Annotated in this window: 14 protein-coding genes; 7 read left to right on the top strand and 7 right to left on the bottom strand. The window is 46.2% G+C overall.

Annotated features, from left to right (window positions below):
• Nucleotides 1-232 precede the first annotated feature (232 nt).
• From E8M12_RS00895 to E8M12_RS00875, 5 genes are read left to right on the top strand one after another with little or no spacing between them, the layout of a single operon-like run.
• Entirely contained in the window at nucleotides 233-1,786 is a 1,554-nt protein-coding gene (locus E8M12_RS00895; protein ID WP_136734189.1) for a tryptophan halogenase family protein, read from the top strand.
• Nucleotides 1,787-1,835: 49 nt separating this feature from the next.
• Entirely contained in the window at nucleotides 1,836-2,576 is a 741-nt protein-coding gene (locus tag E8M12_RS00890) for a SapC family protein (protein WP_136734188.1), read from the top strand.
• A gap of 12 nt (nucleotides 2,577-2,588) precedes the next feature.
• Nucleotides 2,589-3,605 (top strand): cupin-like domain-containing protein, encoded by a 1,017-nt coding sequence (locus tag E8M12_RS00885; protein WP_136734187.1) that lies wholly within the window; start codon nucleotides 2,589-2,591, stop codon nucleotides 3,603-3,605.
• Nucleotides 3,602-5,092: a tryptophan halogenase family protein gene (locus E8M12_RS00880; protein WP_136734186.1), complete on the top strand. Its 1,491-nt coding sequence runs from the start codon at nucleotides 3,602-3,604 to the stop codon at nucleotides 5,090-5,092. Before E8M12_RS00885 ends, E8M12_RS00880 begins: the two co-directional genes overlap by 4 nt.
• 40 nt (nucleotides 5,093-5,132) lie before the next feature.
• Entirely contained in the window at nucleotides 5,133-5,840 is a 708-nt protein-coding gene (locus tag E8M12_RS00875) for a DUF6445 family protein (protein WP_136734185.1), read from the top strand.
• Between the two features lie 48 nt (nucleotides 5,841-5,888).
• On the opposite strand, the gene E8M12_RS00870 is transcribed toward E8M12_RS00875, so the two are convergent.
• From E8M12_RS00870 to E8M12_RS00860, 3 genes are all read right to left on the bottom strand, one after another.
• On the bottom strand, nucleotides 5,889-6,971 hold the full coding sequence (locus tag E8M12_RS00870) for a glycoside hydrolase family 16 protein (RefSeq protein WP_136734184.1): 1,083 nt from the start codon (nucleotides 6,969-6,971) through the stop codon (nucleotides 5,889-5,891).
• A gap of 93 nt (nucleotides 6,972-7,064) precedes the next feature.
• The gene (locus E8M12_RS00865; protein WP_246033972.1) at nucleotides 7,065-9,653 is read right to left on the bottom strand and encodes a glycoside hydrolase family 3 protein; all 2,589 of its coding nucleotides are present in this window, start codon (nucleotides 9,651-9,653) and stop codon (nucleotides 7,065-7,067) included.
• Nucleotides 9,654-9,665: 12 nt separating this feature from the next.
• Nucleotides 9,666-10,919: a sugar MFS transporter gene (locus E8M12_RS00860; RefSeq protein WP_136734183.1), complete on the bottom strand. Its 1,254-nt coding sequence runs from the start codon at nucleotides 10,917-10,919 to the stop codon at nucleotides 9,666-9,668.
• A gap of 280 nt (nucleotides 10,920-11,199) precedes the next feature.
• Between E8M12_RS00860 and E8M12_RS00855 the strand changes: the two genes are divergently transcribed.
• Both E8M12_RS00855 and E8M12_RS00850 read left to right on the top strand, forming a co-directional pair.
• Complete coding sequence (locus E8M12_RS00855) at nucleotides 11,200-12,531, top strand: GH1 family beta-glucosidase (RefSeq protein ID WP_136734182.1); 1,332 nt, start codon at nucleotides 11,200-11,202, stop codon at nucleotides 12,529-12,531.
• Between the two features lie 109 nt (nucleotides 12,532-12,640).
• Nucleotides 12,641-13,657, top strand: coding sequence for a LacI family DNA-binding transcriptional regulator (locus E8M12_RS00850; RefSeq protein ID WP_136734181.1), 1,017 nt, complete (start codon nucleotides 12,641-12,643; stop codon nucleotides 13,655-13,657).
• On the opposite strand, the gene E8M12_RS00845 is transcribed toward E8M12_RS00850, so the two are convergent.
• The 4 genes from E8M12_RS00845 to E8M12_RS00830 form a co-directional block, all read right to left on the bottom strand.
• Nucleotides 13,654-14,346 carry a hypothetical protein gene (locus tag E8M12_RS00845; protein WP_136734180.1) on the bottom strand — a complete coding sequence of 231 codons (693 nt, stop codon included), beginning with the start codon at nucleotides 14,344-14,346 and terminating at the stop codon, nucleotides 13,654-13,656. The genes E8M12_RS00850 and E8M12_RS00845 overlap by 4 nt on opposite strands.
• Nucleotides 14,347-14,462: 116 nt before the next feature.
• Nucleotides 14,463-14,780, bottom strand: a complete 318-nt coding sequence (locus E8M12_RS00840; protein WP_136734179.1) for a hypothetical protein — start codon at nucleotides 14,778-14,780, stop codon at nucleotides 14,463-14,465.
• Entirely contained in the window at nucleotides 14,780-15,337 is a 558-nt protein-coding gene (locus tag E8M12_RS00835; RefSeq protein ID WP_169302996.1) for an RNA polymerase sigma factor, read from the bottom strand. The genes E8M12_RS00840 and E8M12_RS00835 overlap by 1 nt, the downstream gene beginning before the upstream one ends.
• A gap of 70 nt (nucleotides 15,338-15,407) precedes the next feature.
• The gene (locus tag E8M12_RS00830) at nucleotides 15,408-15,758 is read right to left on the bottom strand and encodes a DUF6249 domain-containing protein (protein ID WP_169302995.1); all 351 of its coding nucleotides are present in this window, start codon (nucleotides 15,756-15,758) and stop codon (nucleotides 15,408-15,410) included.
• Nucleotides 15,759-15,947 lie beyond the last annotated feature (189 nt).

Genomic DNA, 15,947 nt, shown 5'->3' with positions numbered 1-15,947 from the left:
CCCCGTAGACGTAATAAAAAAGCCGCCTCGTGCGGCTTTTTATTTTGCATTTTCAGCTTGTTAAAAATTGACCGAAAATTAATTTTCAGATATCGAAATTTCCTGTAGATAGATGACGAAAACCCAGATATAGTAAGGGTTGTCGTCACATTTGCACTATCAAAAACAACATCGAAAAAAGTGCTTTGTAGACTTAAATAAAGATAAAAGTTTTACAACAATTCAAAGCCGAATGAATCAACCCGTTAGAAGAATAATTATCGTTGGCGGCGGTTCCGCAGGATGGCTCAGTGCCGGATTGATTGCCGCTGAACACGAAACCAAAAATTCCAATAGTATTGAAGTAGTACTTATTGAATCAGCCAATATACCAACCGTCGGTGTCGGTGAAGGTACCTGGCCATCTATGCGTGCCAGTCTGAAAAAAATGGGGATCAGTGAAACCCAGTTTTTAACGGAATGCGACGCCAGTTTCAAGCAAGGCTCAAAGTTTAGTAATTGGCTGCATGGTGGTGGTGACAGCTACTATCATCCATTTACGCCACCGGTCGGTTTTTTCGAAACCAATATCGCCCAACACTGGTATCCTCATCGTGACAAAGTATCCTTTGCCGATGCGGTCACTTGCCAGGGACAACTATGCGATAACAACCTGGCACCGAAACAAATCGCAACGCCGGAATATGCGTTCCACGCCAACTATGGTTATCATTTGGATGCTGCAAAATTCAGTAAACTTTTGCAGCAACACTGTACCCAAGAGCTTGGTGTTAAGCATATTCTTGACGATGTAACCGATATTAACTCTTGTCCTCATTCTAATGATATAGCCAGTGTATCGACACTAGAACATGGCGATATCCAAGGCGATTTATTCATCGACTGTACCGGTAGCAAATCTTTGTTACTTGGCGGCTATTATGGCGTTGAGTTTATCGATCAATCTTCAGTGTTATTCAATGATTCAGCACTTGCAGTGCACGTATCGTATCAAACGCCTGATGCTGAAATTGCCTCGCACACCCTGTCGACGGCACAAACGAGTGGCTGGATTTGGGATATAGGCCTTCCCTCTCGCCGGGGCGTCGGCCACGTATATGCCAGCGATTACATTAGTGACGAGCAGGCTGAGCAGCAATTAAGGGATTATATCCGTGCCGATATTGGCGATCAGGCCAACACCCTTGATATTCGCAAGATATCAATAAAACCAGGACACCGTAAAACCTTCTGGCATCAAAACTGCGTCGCCGTTGGCATGTCTGCAGGGTTCATAGAACCCCTTGAAGCATCTGCGCTGGCGCTCATTGAGCAATCGGCAAAAATGATAGCCGAACAGCTTCCGGCCAACCGTCAGATTATGGATATCACCGCGAAACGGTTTAACCAACGCTTCAGCCATCACTGGCAACGCATAATCGAATTTTTGAAATTACATTACGTACTATCAAAACGCAGCGAGCCTTATTGGCAAGATAACCGTGCTCAACATTCGATTCCTGAACCACTTCAGGAGTTGTTGACCCTATGGCAATACCAGACGCCATTCACGTTCGACAGTTCACGGACAGAAGAATTATTTCCAGCAGCAAGCTTTCAGTATGTCCTCTACGGGATGGGATTCGATACCGATTTAAGCTGGTTGCAAAAACGCCACGTTCCGATGCAATCGGTGCAACAGTACTTTAATGAAAACAACAAGAAAACGCAGCATTTACTGCGAACATTACCGACCAATCGGGAATTACTAAACAAGATAAGACAATTCGGATTGAGCAAAGTGTAGCGCTCACTGCCTACCGTATTGTCTATAAAACCGGAAAAGGGAGAACACCATGGCTAAACACGTCATCGTCAATAACGAAGAACATAAAGACATAAAGATCATTACCAAACGCAGTGCAGAGCTTGGCGATAACATTTGGTACGCGCAAACCTTTCCACAGGAATTTCGTGCGGTACAGGCCCACTATCCAATCTTTTTCAGCAAGAATCCGGAAACGGGTCAGTTCCTACCGGTTGCCCTATTCGGCTTTAAACATCAGGAAAACCTGTTTTTAGACGACCAGGGCTGGCACGCCAGTTACATTCCAGCGGCTGTAATGCGCCAGCCTTTCTTAATTGCTCAGCAAACCATCACTGAAAATGGTGAAGAAAAACAACAGCGTATGCTAAGCATGGATATGGATAATCCGCGCGTCAGCACCGAAGAAGGTGAACCTCTGTTCTTGCCTTATGGTGGCAACAGTGAATTTTTGGATAAAGTTGCCAACATGTTAGAAGCCCTGCACTTTGGGGTAAGTGATGGTACCCAGTTTTGTCAGGCATTAACTGACATGGAATTGTTAGAGCCTTTCACCCTGGATGTGCAGTTACAGACCGGTGAAAAACATCAAATGATTGGTTTTTACACCATTAATGAAGACAAGCTGGCAGCCCTTAGCAATGAACAGCTTGAGCGTTTGCACAAGGACAATTATTTACAAGCGATATATATGGCATTGGCTTCGCAAAGCAATGTTCGTACCTTGTTAAACAAGAAGAATGCCTTAGAAGCGGCGGCACAACCGGCTTAACGAGCAAATACTATGTTGGATATCAACTCGCAAGTAAAAGAAATTAAAGGTATCACCCTGGATGATATCCCAGAGGCAGTATTTGCCTCTGAACAGCCTTTAATTTTAAAAGGCGCCGCCCGCCACTGGCCGTTGGTAGAGGCGGGAATGCAGTCAGCGGCCCATGCTTGCGATTACCTGCGAACACTTTATACCGGCAATCCGGTGATAGCTTGTTATGGAGATCCGGAGATTAACGGTCGGGTGTTTTACAACGATACCTTTGACGGTTTTAACTATCGCGCCTCGAAAATCGATTTAAATCCGGTACTCGACAAACTGTTAAGCCATGCAGATGATTCTGAATCGCCCACTATGTATGTGGGCTCAACGGAAGTAACCCGTTTTCTGCCGGGGTTTAAAGAAGCACACAGTATCGATTTAGAAGGTCATCAGGCACTAACCAGTATCTGGATTGGTAATCAAAGCCGAATTGCCGCTCATTTTGATTTTCCGCATAATATTGCCGTTTCGGCAGTCGGCAGACGCCGCTTTACCTTGTTCCCACCGGATCAAATTCATAATTTGTACGTGGGGCCAATGGATTTTGCTCCGGGTGGCCAGGATATATCTCTGGTCGATTTCGCAGCGCCGGATCTACAAAAATATCCAAAGTTTGCAGATGCCATTGAAGCCGCGCAGATAGCCGAACTTGACGCTGGTGATGCGTTATATTTACCAAGCATGTGGTGGCACCATGTAGAAGCCCTTGATCCGGTAAATATGTTAGTTACTCATTGGTGGCGAGATAGTCCAGGGTTTATGGGGCGTCCCAACAATGCCTTGTTATTAGCAATTCTTTCGATAAGAAGCTTACCAAAAGCACAGCGAAAAGCCTGGCAGCAACTGTTCAATCACTATATTTTTGAACACGATGAGGTGGGTCCAGAGCATTTCCCAACCGAAAAACATGAACGGTTAGAATTACCGTTGCAGGAATCAACCGCAAGAAAAATCCGCGCAGAATTAATAGAGAAGCTGAAAAGATGACAGATAAAAAAATTCAAAATGTGGTTATTGCCGGTGGTGGCACCGCCGGCTGGATGGCAGCTGCTGCATTAACCAAACTACTTGGTAAAACCATTTCAGTCACTCTTGTGGAGTCCGATGAGATCCCAACCGTTGGCGTTGGCGAAGCCACGATCCCAACCCTGCATATATTCCATCGTATGCTCGGCATCAATGAAGCGGAAGTGATGGCGGCTACCAATGCCACCTTCAAGCTTGGTATCTCCTTTGAAAACTGGCGCGATGTTAACAAGGACTATGTCCACTCATTTGGTTTTCTAGGCCAGGATTGCTGGGCCTGCGGTTTCCATCACTTTTGGTTAAAAGGCCTGCAAAAAGGCTTAGTTGGTGACATCGGCGATTATTGTCCAGAGCATCTAGCTTCCAGAGAAGGCAAGTTCGCGGTGATGGCAAACCAGGATCTTAATCATGCTTATCACCTGGACGCCGGCCTGTACGCCAAATTCTTGCGCAATATCGCTGAGCAACATGGTTGCCAGCGAGTTGAAGGAAAAATTCAGAAAGTAGTGCTGAATTCCGATAACGGATACATCGAAAAATTACATCTGGCCAATGGTAAAACCGTAGAAGGTGATTTGTATCTCGACTGCACCGGTTTTCGGGGACTGCTTATCGAGCAGGCCTTGCATAGTGGCTACGACGACTGGAGTCATTATCTGCCTTGTGATAGTGCGATTGCCGTGCAGACCAAATCCACAGAACGTCCAGTTCCATATACCCGCTCTATCGCCCGCGATGCAGGTTGGCAGTGGCGCATCCCGTTGCAAAGCCGTACCGGTAATGGATTGGTTTTCTGCAGTAAATACATGAGTGATGAAGAGGCCAAGCAAACCCTGCTTGATAACATTGATGGCGAATTATTGAATGAGCCAAGAGTCATAAAATACAAAACTGGTGCCCGTCGCACTCACTGGAAAAAGAACTGTATTGCCGTGGGTCTTGCATCCGGTTTTATCGAGCCGCTGGAATCAACCGGTATCCACCTTTTCCAGAAAGCCATTGTGCGCCTGATGCAATTGTTCCCTCACCATGGCATTCAGCAGTCAGATGTGGATGAGTACAATGCTCAAACCCGCGAAGAGGCTAACAATATTCGCGATTTCATTATCCTCCATTACCATCTGACGGATCGCCGTGACACCCCATTCTGGCGTTATTGTGCAAACATGGATATTCCAGAGTCTTTGCAACACCGAATGAAGCTATTTAAAGAGTCAGGTCGCAATTTCAAAAAACAAGATGATTTATTTGGTGAATCATCCTGGGTGCAAGTGATGCTAGGTCAGGGATTGATGCCAGAACAGTATCACCCAATTGTCGACATGATGGGCGATAAGGAACTGGAAGCGTTTCTCAACAAGATAAAAAATGGGGTTCGCAAGAAGGTCGATAGCTGGCCAGATCACAATGATTTCATCCAGCACTATTGTCGGGCAGCAAATAGTTAACTGAGCAACAGATACGCGACTCTCTGATGGATAACGATAAATGCAACCGATAGCCGACATCAATGCTGATTTTACGCCAGAGGTGATTCGGGTAGGTAATGAGCAGACCCCGGTGATTATTATCGATGATTTTCTTTCATCATCGACCGCATTGGAGGAGCTTGCTCAGCAAATCAGCTTTGAACCAGATAAATTTTCGTTATACCCCGGGGTTCGGGCGAAAATTCCGCCCGAGTATTATGTGCCGCTGTTACAGGCGGTATATCAAGGTATATACAAGGTTTATCAGGTGCCTAGAACGCTTAGATTAAAACCTATGGATGCTTACCTGTCACTGTTAAGTACTGAGCAGGAAAACCTGCAACTTCTGCAGCGAATGCCACATTTTGATACTGAACGTCCCTTTTATTTCGCGGTATTGATTTACTTAAATAACGGTGTTCATGGCGATACAGGCCTGTTTCGTCACAAATCCAGTGGGTTCGAACGTATCCATCAAAACCGTTTCCAGACCTACCAAAACTATCGGCAACAACATTTACATCAATTTGGTGAGCCAGAAAGTCAGTACATTACCGCGAGCAATGACCAGTACGAGTTATATCAACGCCTCGAATACAAGCCGAATCGGTTAGTAATTTATCCGGGAAATTTATTACATTCTACGATCGTCGATATCGACAGGGATATTGACGCGAATCCACAAACTGGAAGACTCACCTGCAACCTGTTTGTAGAATTCGTATAAAGATTGCTGCCAGTGGTTAACCGCTGAACAGCAAGTGTTGGGAAAAGGTTAAGATGTTGGCGTTGTTACGATTGGCGCCTGCTCTGAAATTGCCTCACAACCCCGCCCTGATTGTTTATCGACCGAGCATTGATATACGCGAACAAAATCGACAATCAGCCGGGCCTCGGTTAAATCTTCAGCGATACCTTTTTCATTAGTGTTAGCAGCCCAATCCCCTCCAATCGCCAGATTCAGTAACAAGTGAAATTCCTGATCAAACGGCGCGCTACCCTGAGCTTCGGTATTATCACCATTTTCATTGCTTGGTTGGCTATACCAGCTATCCCGGGTCTGAGTTGCATAATGGACATCGTCCATATACCAGCGGATTTCCCCTTCTTGCCATTCAATCGCATAGGTGTGAAATGTTTCCCAGGGGCTAGCGTTATTTAAGACAAATTCCCGGCCGTTATAAACATTGTCCGGTGAGATTCCGCCATAGTGTAGAGTACCGTGTATGCGTTTTTCCAGATCTCCGGGTTTTGCCCATACGGCATCACTTTGAGTGCCAAGGTTTACCGCTTCCATGATATCGATTTCGCCGGATGCCGCCCAGCTACCGTAAACATTGCCTGTCGGTAACATCCAGATTGCCGGCCAGGTTCCCTGCCCCTGTGGTAGTTTTGCCCGGACTTCAACCCGGCCATAACGCCAGTCTTGTAAACCTTTGCTACGCAGTCTGGCTGAAGTAAAAGGCAAGGTCTTGGTACCGGCCGTCAAATAGTTGTCAGAATCGTCTTTTTCAGCAGGTCCGGTGAAGGACTCTTTGCGCGCAACGATATGTAAAAAACCTGCTTCTACAAACGCATTCTCTGCCCGGTTGGTATAACACTGCTGCTCATTGTTACCCCCACCCCAGCAATTTTGTTCAAACTGCCAGTTACGGCTATCTATAATGGCACCGTCAAATTCGTCCTGCCACAACAGCTGCCAGTGGGGACTTCTAGCCGTTACTTGGCTGGGAAATATCGGTGCCTCAGTATTTACCGAAGGTTCATCACTGCCACTTTCACTACTGCAACCTGCAAGTGTCAGAGTGATCAAAGGTACTGTCAAAATATCTTTATAGTTTAGGTTCGATGCATTCATTGCTTTATCCCTGAAATTTTTCCATAGGAGAAATAAAAAACTGACTACCAAAATGCACAGATTTCGATAGCCAGTTGATTGGATAGTGTCAGATTACTGACAGCTGATTAATGCGGTAGATGCTTTATTCGGTGCCAGTTTAATGTCGGCAAAAGATACGATACCGCTGCCGGATGTAGAAATACCGAATGGCAAAGTCGTACGGGCAATATTTAAGCCCTGATCAGTGAAACATTTAAGATCAACACTCAGCACCTGCCACTCATCGATAGTAAAACCGGCCATTTTTTCAGTAATATCGACGCGGGTTTGACAACCTTCCTCATCGCAGTGCATTTCCAGATAGACCTTATCGCTGAATTCCTGATCTTTGCGAACCAGTAAAGTAATCGCTGACTGATTTTCACTATAGCGACGCAAATCTTCAACAAAGTTACCACGCAAAGCGACCATTGCCTTATCGTTACCTGCAAACGTGATGGTTCGGGCATCTTCCTGAACGTCCTTATCCATGGTTTGCAATTTAATACTGCCCAACTCAACAACAGAGCTGTTCACCAGTGAAACTTCAGTTCCAGACATCATGGTTAATGCCCAAGGCGCTTTCGCGGCATGCTCAAACAACACTAACGGCTGATCGGCATCGGCTGACTTAGTCACCGTTTCGTCTAAATCATCGGCCAACACATTGTCATCGCCATATTGCAGGCCGAAACCGTAAGGCAGCAATGGGGCATAGTCTTCATCATTGCGATTCACTGTGGCCTGGTTTGCGGATTTGGGCCACGAAAAAGACAGTTTACCAACAAAGTCATGTTGTACTTTGCCTTTCTCATTAGTAAGTAGCACATCAGCAATCCCCTGCCCTTCACTGCCCGGTAACCAGGCGGCTACAAACGCATCAGAAGCATTTAACTCGGCATTTACCCACATCGGACGACCGGAAATGAACACCGATACGACCGGAATCCCTTCTGCCTTTAGTTTCTTTAACAAGGCCAAATCTTTTTTATTGCCCCGTTGATATTCAAGGTTGTCGATATCACCAATACCCTCGGCATAAGGTTCTTCACCAAATACCACCACAGCAACATCCGGTTTAACCTTGTAATTACCATCTGCGGCAAGTTCTATGTCCCCGCCAGCGGCCTTAACAGCCTTTTCAAATCCGGCGTAAATCGATGTACCGCCAGGGAAATCTTCATTGGTATTACCGGTACCTTGCCAGGTGATGGTCCAACCACCAGACTGCTTGCCAATGTTGTCAGCACCATCACCGGCCATTAAGATTTTTTGCGTCGGATTCAGCGGTAATACATTGCCTTTATTTTTCAACAGAACCAAAGATTCCCTGACCGCCTGGCGAGCAACCGCTCGATGTTCAGCAGCGCCGATTAATTCGAGTTTGCCGGAAACAGGACGATTCGCCGGGCTTGGTTTTTCAAACAAACCTGCTCGCAGTTTAACGCGCAGGATACGGGATACCGCGTCATCGATGCGAGACATGGGGATTTCGCCAGATTTCACCTGGGCAATGGTATTCTCATATAAAGGCTTCCAGGCGTCGGTTGGCACCATAAAGATATCCAGGCCGGCATTGATGGTCTGGCTACAGTTGTCATTCGTACAACCCGGAATCTGACCGTGACCATTCCAGTCACCAACGACAAAGCCATCAAAGCCCATTTTGTCTTTTAACACATCGGTTAACAGATATTTGTTACCGTGGTTTTTCTCACCATGCCAGCTGTTAAACGATGCCATTACACTTTGAGAACCTGCACTTAAACCGCCGACGTACCCTTGTGCGTGAATGTCATAAAGTTCCTGTTCGGATGCCAGGTTGTTACCCTGATCATCACCGTTTTCGGTACCACCGTCGCCAACAAAATGTTTTACCGTAGAGATAACCCGACTGTCACCAAGGAAGTCTTTTTCCGCTGCGCCTTGCAGACCACGAACGATGGCCGCGGAATATTCTCGCACAATTTCCGGATCTTCCGAGTAGCCCTCATACGTTCTGCCCCAGCGATCATCACGTACTACGGCTACCGTTGGCGCAAATACCCAGTCAATCCCGGTTACCATTACCTCGGTAGCAGTAATCGCAGCAATCTGCTCGAGCAACTCTGGATTGTTTGCAGCGCCAAGGCCAATGTTATGCGGAAATAACGTAGCGCCGATCACATTGTTATGACCATGTACCGCATCCGTGCCCCACATGGTAGGAATGGCAATACCATCTTCGCTGTCATCCATTGACGCCTGATACATGGCTTCCGCAAGATTAATCCAATCATCGGGAGTGGAATGCTTATCGTTATTAGGGAAGGAGCCGCCGCCATTAAGGTACGAGCCAAACCCGTATTTGCGCATGTCTGCAACCGTAATATCACGAATTTCTGGTTGGATCATTTGCGCGACTTTCTGCTCCAGGGTCATCTTTGCCAGATACTCAGAGATTTTTCGTTCTATCTCAGGATCCTTTTTCACTGGCAAATTCAGTTCCGGCCAAATGTCGATGTTGTGTTCCATTGCGACAGGTTTTGATTGCGGAACTTCCTGCTCCGCAACGGCTTGGTTATCAGCCTGATTACAACCGACCATTAAGGTAGACGTGGCGCCAAGTACTAACAAAGACGCTAGCCGAGATTTATTCTCATGTTTTTTCAATGTAGTCATAATATTTCTCAATTAAACGTTTGCCTGAGCAGGCTTTGAACCCTTCAGGCCGTAGTAACAAATATAGGCATAGCAAATAATCGGTAAAACGAATGACAATTGAATGCCAATGCTGTCGGCAAGCATGCCCTGCAACAGAGGCACGATAGCACCACCAACAATTGCCAGGCATAAAATGCCTGAACCTTGTGCGGTATGAGGGCCCAGGCCGTTTAATGCCAGGGAGAAGATAGTCGGGAACATAATTGAATTAAACAGCCCTACCAAAAGGATCGCCCACATTGCCAGTTCACCGGAACTCATAACCGTTACCAGAATTAACAAGCAAGCCATCAGCGCATTAAAAGCCAGAACCTTACCAGCGGCGATTTTTTGCATCACAGCTGCGCCAATGAAACGACCCACCATGGCGCCACCCCAGTAGTAACCCAGGTATTTCGCCGCTTCCGCTTCTTCGAGTCCGGCAATATTTGCTTCGCCGAAGAAGTTAACCATAAAGCTTCCAATAGCAACTTCCGCTCCCACATAAACGAAAATTCCGAGTGCCCCAAAAACTAAGTGAGAATATTGTAAAGCACTACCTGAAATAGCTTCTGATGTTTCATTATGTTTTTCAATTTTTGGTAGCTTTAACCAGGCAAAGATCGCCGCCAGTACTAACAGAGACGTTGCCAGCATCACATACGGCATTTGTACCGAAGCCGCTTTTTCAGCCGCGGTTGCCATTGAAGAGGCGACGTTGTCCAGGATAAGGTAGGCACCAAAATATGGCGCAATGGTGGTACCAAAAGAATTAAAGGCCTGGGTCAGGGTTAAACGAGATGATGCGGTTTCCGATTTACCTAACAAGGTTACGTAGGGGTTTGCTGAAACCTGTAATAAGGTGATGCCTGATGCCAGGATAAATAATGCCAGTAAGAATACCGGGTAACTGTGCATCGCAGCGGCAGGATAAAACCCCAGACAACCAATCGCGGCGACGATTAACCCCGCCACAATCCCCTTTTGGTAACCGATTTTTTTAACCAATGAACCACTTGGAATTGAACAAATAAAGTAGGCGCCGAAAAAGCAAAACTGGATTAACATCGCCTGGGTGTAAGTCAGGTCAAAGACCGCTTTTAAATGAGGGATCAGTATGTCATTCAGACAGGTAATAAACCCCCACATAAAAAACAGTGTTGTTAACGACGTAAGTGCAAATGTATAGTTACCGCTCGTTTGCGCGGCTTGCACCGGTGGATTGACCGTACTCGATGAAGTCATGTTGATTCCCCAGATGTTATTTTTCCTGTAAGGCTATGATTTGGTGGCCCGCTAACAGGTTATTTTTTATTGATATTTGTCGCAAAGAGTATTGACCTTTGGAAACGAAAGCCCTAACCTTTGTGAAAATGTAAGCGGTTTCATTTATAGCATAAATTGGAAATTGCGAGCAATGCTTTTATCATGCTCAGGCAAAAATTACCCTTAACTGGTTAAATTACGACCGCAGTTATCACTTACTATCGTCAAACCCTGAGCCTTTACTGTATTAAGAGACACTATGAAATTATCCCTACCCAGCAATTCCAGGATGCTTACCAAAGACTTTACCTATGGCGTTGCGACTGCATCCTTTCAAATCGAGGGGGGCATCGACAAACGTCAGGCCTGTATCTGGGATACTTTTTGTGCACAACCTGGCACCATTGCCGATGGTTCCGATGGAAGCGTTGCCTGTGACCATTATCACCGCTGGGCAAACGATATAAACCTAATTGCAGATATTGGTGTTGATGCCTATCGCTTATCCCTGGCCTGGGGACGCGTGCTCAATGAAGACGGAACTGCGAATCGTGAAGGCATCGACTTTTACCGACAGTTACTGTCGGCACTGAAAGATAAAAACATCAAAACCTTTGTTACCCTATATCATTGGGATTTACCTCAGCACCTTGAGGACAATGGCGGATGGCTGAATCGTCAAACTGCCTATGAGTTCAGGAATTACGCGGATATCGCGAGTCGCGAACTTGGTGACTTGGTGGACTCCTGGGCCACTCTGAACGAGCCCTTCTGTAGCTCTTACCTGGGTTATGAAGTTGGTGTTCACGCGCCAGGAAAATCCAGTCAGGCCGATGGTCGCCAGGCGGCACACCACTTGTTACTCGCGCACGGGCTGGCGATGCAGGTGTTGCATTCGAACTGCCCCGCTAGCATGAATGGTATCGTACTTAATTTTACGCCTGGTTTTCCGGCAACTGACAACAGCGATGATATCAAGGCAACCGCGTATGCAAACGATTATTTCAACTGGTGGTATAGCCGTCCGATCTTCGAGGGCAAATACCCGGACATTATTGACGACTTTGCGGCTGATATTAAACCGGATATTGCTCCGGGTGACATGGCTATTATTAATACCCCAATCGACTTTCTTGGTGTCAACTTTTATACCCGCGCGGTTTATAAGGCTCACCCCACAGACATTTTTGAAGAACTTGAACCCACTAATGCGCCGGTAACCGATATGGGCTGGGAGATATACCCTGAAGCATTTACCGCTTTATTACAGGAGTTGCATAACCGCTATCAGTTACCCCCAATTTATATTACCGAAAACGGTGCTGCTGTGCGCGACGAATTGAGTCATGCACAGGTTCATGATCTGGATCGGATTCATTACTATCAGGATCATCTCAATGCCGTCCATTGCGCCATCGAAAGTGGCGTGAATGTCCAGGGTTATTTCGCCTGGAGCCTGATGGACAATTTTGAATGGGCTCTTGGATATACCAAGCGCTTCGGACTGGTTTATGTAGACTACGAAACGCAAACTCGTTACCTCAAAGATAGCGGCGTTGCGTATTCGGCATTGATTAAAAGCCGAGTCTAGCGACAAGAATCCATGCTCCAGACTGTCGATACCTGGCCATTAAAGTTGCTGAAGGTTAACCGTTTTTTATGATAAGTTAGCTAAATATTTTTAACCCCTGAGCAAATCCATGAGTACCATCTACGAAGTATCAAAGTTGGCCGGCGTATCTTCGGCTACCGTATCCCGGGTAATGAACAAAAGCTCTCGCGTCAGCCCGAAAACCCGTGAAAAGGTACTCAATGCCATGGAAGAATTAGGCTACCGGCCAAATTCGATTGCTCAGTCACTGGCGTCCAAACGTTCTAATTCCATTGGCGTGGTTATCTCCGAATTACAGGGGTCGTATTACGGTATGCTCCTGAATGAAATCGAACTCACCCTGCGAAATGCCAAAAAACATGTCATGATCGCAGCCGGTCATGCCGATGCCGCTATTGAAGAAGATTCCATCGAGTTCCTGTTGCAACGAAATTGCGATGCACTGATCTTATTTGTGGAAGCGGTCAGTGACCAATATTTGCGAGACCTGTACAGTCGAGGCGTGCGGTTTACGCTAATCAATCGCCAGGTAGATGGCCTTGAGGATCAGTGTCTGTCTATTGATAATTACCAGGGTGGTTACCTGGCTTGTCAGAAAATGATTGAAGCCGGGCACACCAGCATAGCCTATATTTCAGGTCCTGACTGGAAACTGGATGCGATGGAGCGATTGCGAGGTCATCGTCAGGCCCTTGACGATAACGGCTTAACCTTTTCCGATGAATTGTTCTATCTGGGCGACTATAGTGAGCAAAGTGGAGAACAGGGTTTAGCAAAAATTCTAAAATCTAAAGTACCGTTTACCGGGTTGATATGTGGCAATGATGAAATGGCCGCGGGTGCTATCGTAACCGCAAGAAGTTTTGGCTTTTCCATGCCGCAACAACTTTCCATTATCGGATTTGATGATGCGTATTTTTCTCGATTTATTTATCCGCGCCTGACGACAATTAAGAACCCGATAAAAGAAATTGGTGCCGTCTCTGCTAACCGCGTACTGAACTCCACCTACGGGCTTAAATCAAAAAACCTGAAATATGATAGCCAGCCAGTATTGATTGAGCGCGATTCACTCACCGCACCGTCCCTTCACCCCTATACTTAAAACCGGTAGCTTACCTGCTCGAGATTAACGGAATCAGATAACTTGTGCGCCATGATCACATAGCGGATTTCGCTGGCTTCCTGCTCATAAGGGCTATGCAAAATTAACCATCTTGGCTTGCTCTTCGATGACGACTGCTGTTGCTCAGCAAGCCATTCGTTTAACGCCGCGTCACTCATCAGCAAGATGGTGAGAATTTGATACTTTCCCGGACCATACAAGTCATCCTGCAAAAGCACAGTCTCAGACGGATTTAAATAGCGTAGGTTTTGCTGGTAGGCGACAGAGTTAAACCTCAGCGACACGCCACCTTGCCAGGACATGGCTTTAGATTCATCCCCATCGGCGGTTAGCCGCTTGGTATCATCCGAAAACACCGGCTCGGATATTGCCATGCTGTTCATGCCAGTAATATCACCAACATATATATCCGGGTTGGTATAAAAATACGCCGCTATATTTTCGCCGATTAAGGTGTTGGGCTGTGTTGATGACAGCTTTTTCGCTATTCGATTTTCAACGTCCTGGTTGTGGTTTAAATGTAATGACGAATTCCCCAGTTCAGGAAGACTATCCGTTGCAATACTGGCACCTGCCACCCAGTGCACCAGGATCCCCGTTCCGGCAAATAGATACATCCCCCACCAGCAGCACTGTGCGATGAATCTGGATATGTGTTGAAGTTTCATCTGGTCTTCTCTTGTTTAATGAACATAAGCCCATTAAACAAGAGAAATCTGACATTCGGATCGGCAAAAAAGGAGCAATTACTTACGATTGTGATCAAATATGACAACCGGGACCATTAGCGGGTATTTTCAATCAGGATCATCACATAGCCAACAACGACAACCGGCAAGGTGGCTAATAATAGTGTCGACCTGGATATTCCCGCTACCAGCGTCTGCGAGCTGAGCACTTGCACTAATGGTTCAAGGGGAAAGAACAACAATAATGACAAAATCGCCACCACAGAGCATATGCCCAACACCCACATTCGTTGCCGGGATTTACGCTGCATGCGAAGTACGGTTTGTTGTATAAAACGTTTCTGCTGTTCCGGTGAGTCGGCAACAAAACCTCGTTGTAATTGCGATAAAATAAAATCTTCGGACGGTTTCATTACGCGGCTCCTCGCTGTTGTCTGTGGGAAAAGGCGATGAGTTTATCTTTACCTCGCTTCGCATGGGACTTTACCGTGCCCAGCGGCATATCTAACAACGAGGCTATTTGTTGATGAGAATACTCAAGGGTATGATTTAAGGTGATCACCGCCCGCTCCTCATGAGTCAGGAGTGCCATATATTGCAACACCAGACGTTCATCCTCACAGGCTTGTTGTTCGCTGCCACAACCAGTTTCCTGCTGTAACGCAAATTCAAGCTCTTGCTCGGTCATCGACTTCCAGCGATTTTGCTTTGCCTGGATGTGTAAAAAATGCCGATAGGCTATCCGGTAAAGCCAGGATTTAAATGCATCAAGATTTTGCAGTTGCCCGACCTGTTGATAAACACTGATCAGGGTTTCCTGAGCGATATCATCAGCCATAGCCATATCGCCCGCGGTTAAACGTCGACAATACCCTTGCAATGGTGTCTGACATTGAGCGACAACCTGTGCAAATGATTGGCTATCCCGTTGTTGTTGAAAACGATTTAACCAGTCCTTTAATATCGACACGATCTATTCCTAAAACCTATAGCCAAAACGGTAATGTTGAGGGCAATATCATCTACCACCCTGAACCCAATTATGGCTGTTGCTGGTCAAACTTCCAAACCAGCAGATAACCCGCACCGAGCGCTAATGGGAACATACTCAAACCGATAATGGTGCTATCATAGCCATCAAGCAAGCCATACGCTGCCGTCGCTAATGCCAGGCAGACCAATAAAATACCGCGTTTAAAATCTTTTTGCGGCGCTGCCTGACTCTGCAGTATCTGTTCAATGCTCTCTGGCGACAAATTCTGCCCTTTGTCCATCGCCAGGCGGATAGTTTCCTGAAGCGCCATTTTATTGCGATGGCCAAAATACAAAAATGAGAAAGCCACGGCAACTACTGAAGTAAACATAATTCCTACAATAATACTGTCATGCATAATCGTTTCCTTGCTAATAAAAGGTAATACCAACTCCATTAAGTTTTTGCACAACTCAGAGTTAGGGCCGAGGTTCATTTACAACATAGATTTCATTGATATAGTCATTCTATATATATGAAATATAGGGCAGTAAATGGGCCTCTGACAAACTCCCTACGGGTGAGTTTTAAAGGCGTTTATCCTGCG

The organism is Thalassotalea mangrovi, assembly GCF_005116735.1.
Classification (GTDB): Bacteria; Pseudomonadota; Gammaproteobacteria; order Enterobacterales; family Alteromonadaceae; genus Thalassotalea_A; species Thalassotalea_A mangrovi.
The sequence above is the reverse complement of the archived record's forward strand: the minus strand, read 5'-3'. Positions and strand labels throughout refer to the sequence as shown.